At 73.7% G+C, this 8,045-nt stretch carries 6 protein-coding genes; 4 read left to right on the forward strand and 2 right to left on the reverse strand.

Features of this window, described 5'->3' with window-relative positions:
* The coding region (locus tag ABZ457_RS30080; protein ID WP_359164084.1) for an amino acid adenylation domain-containing protein at nt 1-2,919 on the forward strand (2,919 nt) is incomplete at its 5' end.
* An 11-nt stretch (nt 2,920-2,930) separates the two neighbouring features.
* Complete coding sequence (locus tag ABZ457_RS30085; RefSeq protein WP_359164087.1) at nt 2,931-3,803, forward strand: alpha/beta fold hydrolase; 873 nt, start codon at nt 2,931-2,933, stop codon at nt 3,801-3,803.
* Nucleotides 3,804-3,819: 16 nt separating this feature from the next.
* On the opposite strand, the gene ABZ457_RS30090 is transcribed toward ABZ457_RS30085, so the two are convergent.
* Nucleotides 3,820-4,797: a helix-turn-helix transcriptional regulator gene (locus ABZ457_RS30090; protein WP_359164090.1), complete on the reverse strand. Its 978-nt coding sequence runs from the start codon at nt 4,795-4,797 to the stop codon at nt 3,820-3,822.
* A gap of 167 nt (nt 4,798-4,964) precedes the next feature.
* Between ABZ457_RS30090 and ABZ457_RS30095 the strand changes: the two genes are divergently transcribed.
* Nucleotides 4,965-5,495, forward strand: coding sequence for a hypothetical protein (locus ABZ457_RS30095; protein ID WP_359164093.1), 531 nt, complete (start codon nt 4,965-4,967; stop codon nt 5,493-5,495).
* 46 nt (nt 5,496-5,541) lie between these two features.
* Nucleotides 5,542-6,939: a helix-turn-helix domain-containing protein gene (locus ABZ457_RS30100; RefSeq protein WP_359164096.1), complete on the forward strand. Its 1,398-nt coding sequence runs from the start codon at nt 5,542-5,544 to the stop codon at nt 6,937-6,939.
* A gap of 77 nt (nt 6,940-7,016) precedes the next feature.
* On the opposite strand, the gene ABZ457_RS30105 is transcribed toward ABZ457_RS30100, so the two are convergent.
* A partial coding sequence (locus ABZ457_RS30105; protein ID WP_359164099.1) for a zinc ribbon domain-containing protein occupies nt 7,017-8,045 on the reverse strand: 1,029 nt, incomplete at its 5' end.

Below are 8,045 nucleotides of genomic sequence, written 5' to 3' on the forward strand. Positions count from 1 at the left end.
GTGGGTGTGTTGCTGCGGGAGGTGCAGGCTGCGTACGAGGGTGTGGAGTTGCCGGAGCTGCCGGTGCAGTACGCGGACTATGCGGTGTGGCAGCGTGAGTGGTTGACGGGTGAGGTTCTGGCGGAGCAGCTCGACTACTGGCGGACCGCTCTCGATGGAGCACCGCCCGTGCTGGACCTGCCCACCGACCGCCCCCGCCCGGCGGTGCCGACCCACCGGGGTGCCCAGCTTCTCGACGCGCTGGACCCCGACCTGGTCACCCGGCTCACCGAGATCGCCCGTGAGCGGGGCGCGACCCTCTTCAACGTCGTGCATTCCGTGCTGGCGGCGGTGCTCGCGCGTCGGGCCGGGCAGGCGGATGTGGTGATCGGTGTGCCGGTCGCGGGACGGTCACGCGTGGAGACGGAGGCCCTGATCGGGTTCTTCGTCAATACCCTGCCGCTGCGGACACGGGTGGCGGACGAGGAGTCGTTCGCCGGTCTGCTGGACCGGGTGAGCCGGTCCTCCGTCGAGGCCCTGTCCCACCAGGACGTCCCCTTCGAACGACTCGTCGACGAACTGGGCGTCCCGCGCGACCACTCCCGCAACCCGCTGTTCCAGGTGATGCTCGCCTTCCAGAACGCCCCTCGGACCACGTCCGGTCCCAGCGGTCTGCGCATGGAGGAACTGGCCCTGGAGGAGACCACGGCCAAGTTCGACCTGATGCTCCTCGCCCAGGAGACCGACTCCGGCCGGCTGTCCCTGGCCCTCGAATACAGCACGGATGTGTTCGTGGAGTCCTCGGTGCGGGGCGTGCTGGACGATGTGGTGCGCGGCTGCCGGCTGGTGGCCGGTGGTGCGGGTGTGCGGGTGCGGGAGCTGACGGCGGTGTCGGAGGCGGAGCGCTCGCTCCTGCTGGAGGAGTGGAACGCGACGGACCGCGCGGACGAGCTGGCGTGCCTGGTCTCCCGGGTGCGTGAGCATGCGCTCGCGTCGCCGGATGCGGTGGCGGTGTCGGACGACGCGGGTGAGGTGTCGTACGCGGAGCTGGTCGGTCGGGCTAGCCGGTTGAGTGGTGTGCTGCTGGCGGCGGGTGTCGGTGCGGACGACCGGGTCGTCTACGCCGGCGGTCGCGGTGTGGACGCGGTGATCGCGTTCCTGGGCGTGCTGGGTGCCGGCGGGGCGTACGTCCCGGTTGATGTGCGGGCGCCCCTCGCACGCCAGGCGGACATGCTCGCCGACTCCGGCGCGCGGTATGTGGTGGCGGAACGGGGACACGAGGCCGAGGCCCAGTCGATTGCCGCCGCAGCCGGAACCGGTGCGCTCGTCCTGGTGGTTCCGGGGGCGGGGGACGCGCTGTCGGAGCTGGTGCCGGTGCGTGGCGGGGGCGATGACCTGGCGTATGTGATCTATACGTCGGGTTCGACGGGGCGTCCCAAGGGCGCGATGGTGCACCGGGCGGGAATGAACAACCACCTGCTCGCCAAGGTGGACGATCTCGCTCTGACCGGTGCCGATGTGCTGGTGCAGAACGCGGCGCTGACCTTCGACATCTCCGTGTGGCAGATGGTGGCCGCGCTGGTGGTAGGCGGCCGGACCGCTGTGTACGGGGACTCCACGGCGTCGGATGCGACCGGGCTGTTCACCCGGGCGGATCGGGACCGTGTGTCGGTCCTGGAGGTCGTTCCGTCTCTGCTGCGGGCCACGCTGGACGCCTGGGACACGGCACCCGAGCTGGTCCCCGAACTGCCTTGTCTGCGGCTGCTCGTGGTGACGGGGGAGACCCTGCCGCCGGACCTGTGCGCGCGGTGGTTCGAGCGTTTCCCGGGCATCGACATCGTCAACGCCTACGGTCCGACCGAGTGCTCCGACGACGTCACCCACGCCCACCTCACCGCGACCACGCCGATGGTCCGGCCGCACATCCCCATCGGGCGCGCCGTACGCAACACGCGGCTCTATGTGCTCGATCCCTCCCTCCGGCCCGTGCCGGTGGGGGTGCCCGGCGAGTTGTTCGTCGGGGGTGCGGGTGTCGGGCGCGGCTATCTGGACGACGCGGCCCGGACGGCGGGCGCGTTCGTGCCCGACCCCTTCGGTTCGGTGCCCGGTGCACGGCTCTACCGGACGGGTGACCTGGTGCGGTATCTGCCGGACGGGGAGCTGGAGTTCCTGGGCCGTCGTGATCACCAGGTCAAGGTCCGGGGCCAGCGGATCGAGCTGGGCGAGGTGGAGAACGCGCTGCGGGGCCTGGACGGGGTGAGCGACGCGGTCGTGCTGGCCCGCCCGGACGCGGCCGGCGCCACCGCCCTGGTCGCCTACGCGGTCACCGGGGCCGACCCCACCGCCCTCCGGACCGCGCTGGGCCGGCTGCTGCCCGAGGCCATGGTCCCGGCCGTGATCGTGCCCCTGGACACCATGCCTCTCACCCCGAACGGAAAAGTCGACCGCGCCACCCTGCCCGACGCCGACCTCACCACCGAACGCGCCCCCTACCGCGCACCGGTGACGTTGGACGAGCGGCTGCTCGCCGAGCTGTTCGCCGAGGTGCTGGGAGTCGAACAGGTCGGTCTGGACGACGACTTCTTCGCCCTCGGCGGGCACTCCCTCCTCGCGACCCGCCTCGCCGCACGTATCCGCTCGGACTTCGGCGTCCAGCTCCCCCTGCGCACCCTCTTCGAGAACCCGGAGGTGGGGGCCCTGGCTTCGGAGATCGCCGTGCTCGCGGCGCAGCGCGGGGACGAGGGCCGGACCGAGGGCGTCGAGTCGTTGCTCTCGGAGATCGAGAACCTGTCGGACGAGGAAGTGGCCGCCCTGCTCGCCGACATGGGCGAGGAGCCCGCGGGCGGGCCGGGAACACAGCACTCCGCGGACCCGGTCGGTGCGGCGCACGCGCCCGCACCGGGATCCGCGCCCGAGACCCGGCCCACCGGCCGGCGATGAGGAGAACCACCATGACGACGAGCACGATGACCACGACGACCACGACGACCACGACGAGTGCGACGACCTCGACGGCGGACGGGAGGGCGACCGCCGCCGGGCGCTGGTTCCCCCGTGGGAACACGGCCCCGGACCCCTCCCGGCTGCGGCTCTACTGCCTGCCGCACGCCGGTGGGGGAGCCTCCGCCTACCGCGCCTGGGCCGGACGCCTGGGAACCGACGTCGATGTCGTCCCGGTGCAGCTGCCGGGGCGGGAGTCACGCTTCGCCGAGCCGTCGGCCACGGCCGCCGCCGAGATCGCCGACGGTCTGTGCGCCGCGCTCGTGGAGCGGGCCGACGAGCGCTGGGCCCTGTTCGGCCACAGCATGGGCGCTCTGCTGGCCTACGAGGTCGCCTGCCGGATGTCGGAGCTGGACCGCGCCCCCGGGCATCTGGTGGTGTCCGGGATGGCGGCTCCGCCCCTGGTGGACCGTCCCGGCCGCCGGCGCCCGGTGCGGGAGCTCTCCGACGCCGAACTGTCCGCGCGGATCCAGTGCCTGGGCGGCACGCCGGACGAGGTCCTGCGGTCCGCGGAGCTGATGGAGCTGCTGCTGCCCGTCTTCCGCGCGGACTTCCAGGTGTGCGACGACTACCGGTTCGTCCCCGGACCGCCGCTCGACATGCCCCTCACGGTCCTGGGCGGGGCCGGCGACCGGGGAGCTCCGGTCACCGGCCTCGCCGCGTGGCGCGGGCTGACCACGGGTGCGTACACCATGCGCGTCTTCCCCGGCGGACACTTCTACCTGAACGACCACCTCGACGACGTGCTCGCCACGGTCCGGACGGCCTGCGCGGACGTGCCGCCGGCCGGCCCGGTCCACCGGCTGCCGCACTGCCTGCGTTAGGGCGGTCCCTGTCCCGCTAGGCGTCGTCCGAGGGTGCCTCCGGTCGCGGAGCCGTCTCCCCTCTGCTCAGCTCCTCCTTCGCGAGGAGATAGCCGAGTTGGAGGCGGCTCCGCGCACCCATGCTCTCCCGGATGCGCGCCAGGTGGGTGTGGTAGGTGCGTTCGCTGATGCCGATCCTTCGCGCGATCACCGAATCGGTGAGCCCCTCCACGAGAAGGCGCTTGATCATGTTGTGGATGTCGGGCAGGACCTCCGCCGACGCCTGTGTCGCCGTGCCGGGTTCGAAGGGCGCGGCCCGCTGCCAGTTCCGTTCGAAGACGTCCGTCAGGAACCGCACCAGCGCCTCGTCGTGGATCACCGCGGCGGAGGTGCGGTCCTCGCCGGTCGGCAGAATGGCGATCGAGCGGTCGATGACGAAGAGCCGCTCGAAGAACTCGTCGAGGGTCCGTACCTCCGCCCCCTCCTCGACGACGGCTTCCACGTACGCCTTGACCGGGGCGTTGAAACGCGCCGGGTGCTGGTAGAGGGTCCGCATCCGCACTCCGCGGCCCAGGTGTTCCAGGGCGAGGGGCAGTGCGTCCTTCAGCACGGGGGCGGGACGGCCGCCGCCGGGCTGGGCCGTGAGGATCTCCTCCGTCGCCTCGCGCGTGACGCGGTCGACGAAGTCGCGGATGGCCGGCATGCCGTGCACATACTCGACGGCCGGGGCGGCCCCCTCGGGCCGGGCCCGGTCCATGAAGAGCTGGAGGGTGGGCGCCAGCCGGTGCTCCACCTCCGCTGCCTGCAACTCCATCTGCCATGCCCGGGTGCGCCATTGGGCGGAGAGCCGGGCCTCCACCAGACGGGGATCGACCGGCTTCAGCCGGGTGCCGTCGGCCGTCGGCTCCAGCAGTCCTATTTGGACGAGAGCGTCCACCCCGGGAACGTCCGCGTTCAGCGCGAGGTCCGTGCTTCTGAGTGCCAGCTCGTATGCGGCGAGTGCTTCTTTCGGCAACTCCGGCAGTATTTGATCCCGCTCTTCCCCCATTTGCCCCCCTCAGATCTCTGCGATGCAAGGATCTGGCCCCCCTGCATCGTGGTGATCCTAGTTCGCCGCGATCTAGCCTCCAGATCACCGAAACAAACCGATTCAGCCATGTCACAACTGTGGGGGGAACAGCCATGACGAAGATTTCTGTGACGGGGTCGGCAAGAGGCCGGGAGACGAACGGAGCGGTGCGCCGCGTGTGCCGGGGGGCACGCGAGGCCGCGCTGGCGGGCGTGCTGCTGGGAGCGGCCGCCGGCGTTCTGCTCACCGTGCAGGGGGAGGCGTCCGACCGGGCGCGGGGGACGGCGCCCGTCTACGCGGTCGCCTCCGACCTGGGCTGGAACGGCCCCAAGCCGATCGCGCCCAGGACGGACCTGGGCTGGAACGCCCACCCGGCGGGCGTGCAGGGGGACCTGGGCTGGAACGCGCAGCCCGCCGGTGCGCAGGACGACCTCGGCTGGAACGCGCACCCGGCCGCCGCGCAGGACGACTTGGGCTGGAACGGCCCCAAGCCGGTGGCACCCCGGTCCGACCTGGGCTGGAACGCCCACCCGGCGGCCGCGGGGGACCTGGGCTGGGACTCCCCCCGGCCCGCGGGCCCGAGGTCCGACCTCGGGTGGAACGCGGTCGGCGTCGGCGACGCCGGACACGGAGTCGCCGTATGACAGTGCATCCGGACGTGGGTACACGCAGCGAAGGCAGGTGAGGGGCATGCGCCAGGTGCACACGGGCATCGAGTTCCCGCGATTCGGTGCCACTCTCCAGACCGCCCGCCGACGGGCCGGGCTCACCCAGGAACAGCTCTCCACCGCGTCGGGGATCAGCGTCAGGGCGATCCGTGATCTCGAACTCGGCCGGGCCCACCGCCCGCGCCGGGAGACGATCCGGCTGCTGGCCGACGCGCTCGGCCTCTCCGGCTCCCACCGCGTCCTGCTGGAGAGCGGCTCCGGTCACGACGCCGTGGACAGCACCGTGCGGCAGATGTACGAGGAGCAGGTCGCCTCGCCCCCGGCGGCGACCTCGCCGCTGATCGGGCGGGAGCGGGAGCTCGACGTGGTCGCCGGGGCCCTGCTCACCGGGCAGGAACGGCTGCTCTCGCTGGTGGGCCTGCCCGGGGTGGGCAAGTCGCGGCTCGCCCTGGCGGTGGCCCGCCGCTACGAGGCGGAGCGGGAGGCCCGCGTCCTGTGGCTGCCCGTCTCCTCCTCCCCGACCGGCCTGCTGCCGTCCGGACCGGCCCCGGAACCGGACCGCGCCCAGGCCCTGCTCACCGCCTGGACGCTCGACCGGCTGGCGGGGCGCGGACCGCTGGAGGACCTGGTCCGGCTCATCGGCGGCCGGCGGACCCTGCTGGTCCTCGACGGGTACGAGGACGCCGCCGTCGACCGCGACAGCCTGCTGAGGCTGCTCGCGGGCTGCGACGGACTCCAGGTGCTCGTCACGGCCCGGGCTCCGCTGCCGGTCCTCGGCGCCCGGGCCGTGCCCCTCGCGGCGCTGCCCGTCGGGGGGCCCGCCGGGGGGCCGGACCGGGGCGGGGAACGCCCGGCGGGCGCGGCGGTCCGGCTGATGTCGTCCCATGTCCGCTACACGCGCCCCGCGCTGCGGCAGACGGCGGCCGTCACCGAGGCGATCGCCGGACTCTGCCGGCAGCTGGACGGCATTCCGCTGGCCCTCAACACCGCGGCGGGCTGGCTGCCGATGTACGCGCCCGAGCAACTGCTCGCGGTCGCCCGGGACAATCCCCTCCATCTGGTGGAGCCCGTCTTCTCCGGGGACTTCTTCCCGGGCGAGTCCTCCGCCGGGCCGATGGGGGAGCCCGATCTCGGCATGCTCATCCGAGGGACGGTGAGCGGCCTGCGCCCGGGGCCGGCCCGGCTGCTGGCCGTGCTGGCGCGCCGGGGCGGCGCCTGCCCGACGGACGAGGTGCTGAGCCTGGTCGGCGGGTCGCCGGGCGATGTCACCAGGTCACTGCGCGGTCTGCTGCTGCGCGGTCTCATCCGTGAGGAGCGGCTGCCGGAGGGCGGCACCGCGGTGTCCGTCCTCAACCTGGTCCGGCATGTGCTGCGTCCCGCCTGCGAACCGGCACCGCTGACGGCCGTCGCCCGCACCTGAGCCGTCGCCCGCCCGGGGCCGTGCCCACGAGAACACGTGGTGGGCACGGCCCCGGGCGCGCGTGTTCAGCGGCGTGTTCAGCGGGTGCGCTGGAAGAACTCGACCTCCGCGAGGGCGAGATGGCGGCCCGGTTTCAGGCCGGCCGGGTCCTGGAGGGTGAGGCGGACGGTCTTGGCGTCGCTGATGCCGGTGGGGAAGGTCTGCGGGCCCGGCTTGTCGCTGAGGGTGAAGGTCTTGCGGTGGGTGTCGCCGTCCGGGGTGGTGACGTCCATGGTGACGCGGAGGGCGCGGGCCTGGGACGGATAGGTCTCCGGGGACTTGGACGGGCCGTTGGTGAGGATGACGGCGACCAGGCGGAAGGGCTTGGCGAAGGTGTAGGTGACCGAGGGGTCCGGGGCGGGCGCGCCCCAGTAGCGGTTGCTCAGGCCGTCGGTGGTGTTGGCGGCCGGGTGCCGGGGCAGTTCGGCGCTCGCCTCGGTGCTCGCGGGGGTGACCGCCTTGGCCTTGCCGAGCTTGTCGAGGGTGTCCTCGAACAGGACGCGCCCGGCGGGCAGGAGGAGCACTCCGGCGGCGCACAGGGCGACGAGGACGGCGAGGATCACGACGAGGCGGGTGCCCCGGCCCGAGCCCGCGCGGGCTCGGCGGCGGAACGGCCACACCGTGCGCCACCAGGGCAGCGCGGCCTGCGCGGCCGCCGGGTCGAGCCGGGCGGCGCAGCGGCGGCAGAAGCGCCGACCGGGCGGGTTGGGCGTGCGGCAGGAGGGGCAGGGCGTGCCCGCCGCGTCCTCGTCCGCGACGGTCGCCGGGCGGACGACCGGCCGGGGCGCGACCGCCTTGGCGGGCTTGACGGGCAGGACCGGGTCGGGAGCGTCGGGGGACGTCTCCGGTGCGGGTGCGGGCGTCGCCGGGGCGGGCGGGGGTGCGGGTGCGGCGGGTGCGCGGGGCGCGGGGGTGGCCGGGGCCGGGTCGGGCACCGGGGGCACGGACGGGGGCGGCGCGGGTGCCTGGGCGGGCACGGCGGGCGTCCCGGCGGCGCACGGCGCGGGTGGCCGCGTCGGCCGGGGCGGCCGGGGCGGGGCCGGGGGCGCGGCGGGCGCTTCGGGAGC

This window comes from Streptomyces sp. NPDC005805 (genome assembly GCF_040630445.1).
Taxonomy (GTDB): domain Bacteria; phylum Actinomycetota; class Actinomycetes; order Streptomycetales; family Streptomycetaceae; genus Streptomyces.

Excerpts from the sequence above, each read along its gene's own strand:
- ABZ457_RS30100 (WP_359164096.1), top strand. The coding sequence starts at position 5,542 with ATGCGCCAGGTGCACACGGGCATCGAGTTCCCGCGATTCGGTGCCACT.
- ABZ457_RS30095 (WP_359164093.1), top strand. The coding sequence starts at position 4,965 with ATGACGAAGATTTCTGTGACGGGGTCGGCAAGAGGCCGGGAGACGAAC.
- ABZ457_RS30085 (WP_359164087.1), top strand. The coding sequence starts at position 2,931 with ATGACGACGAGCACGATGACCACGACGACCACGACGACCACGACGAGT.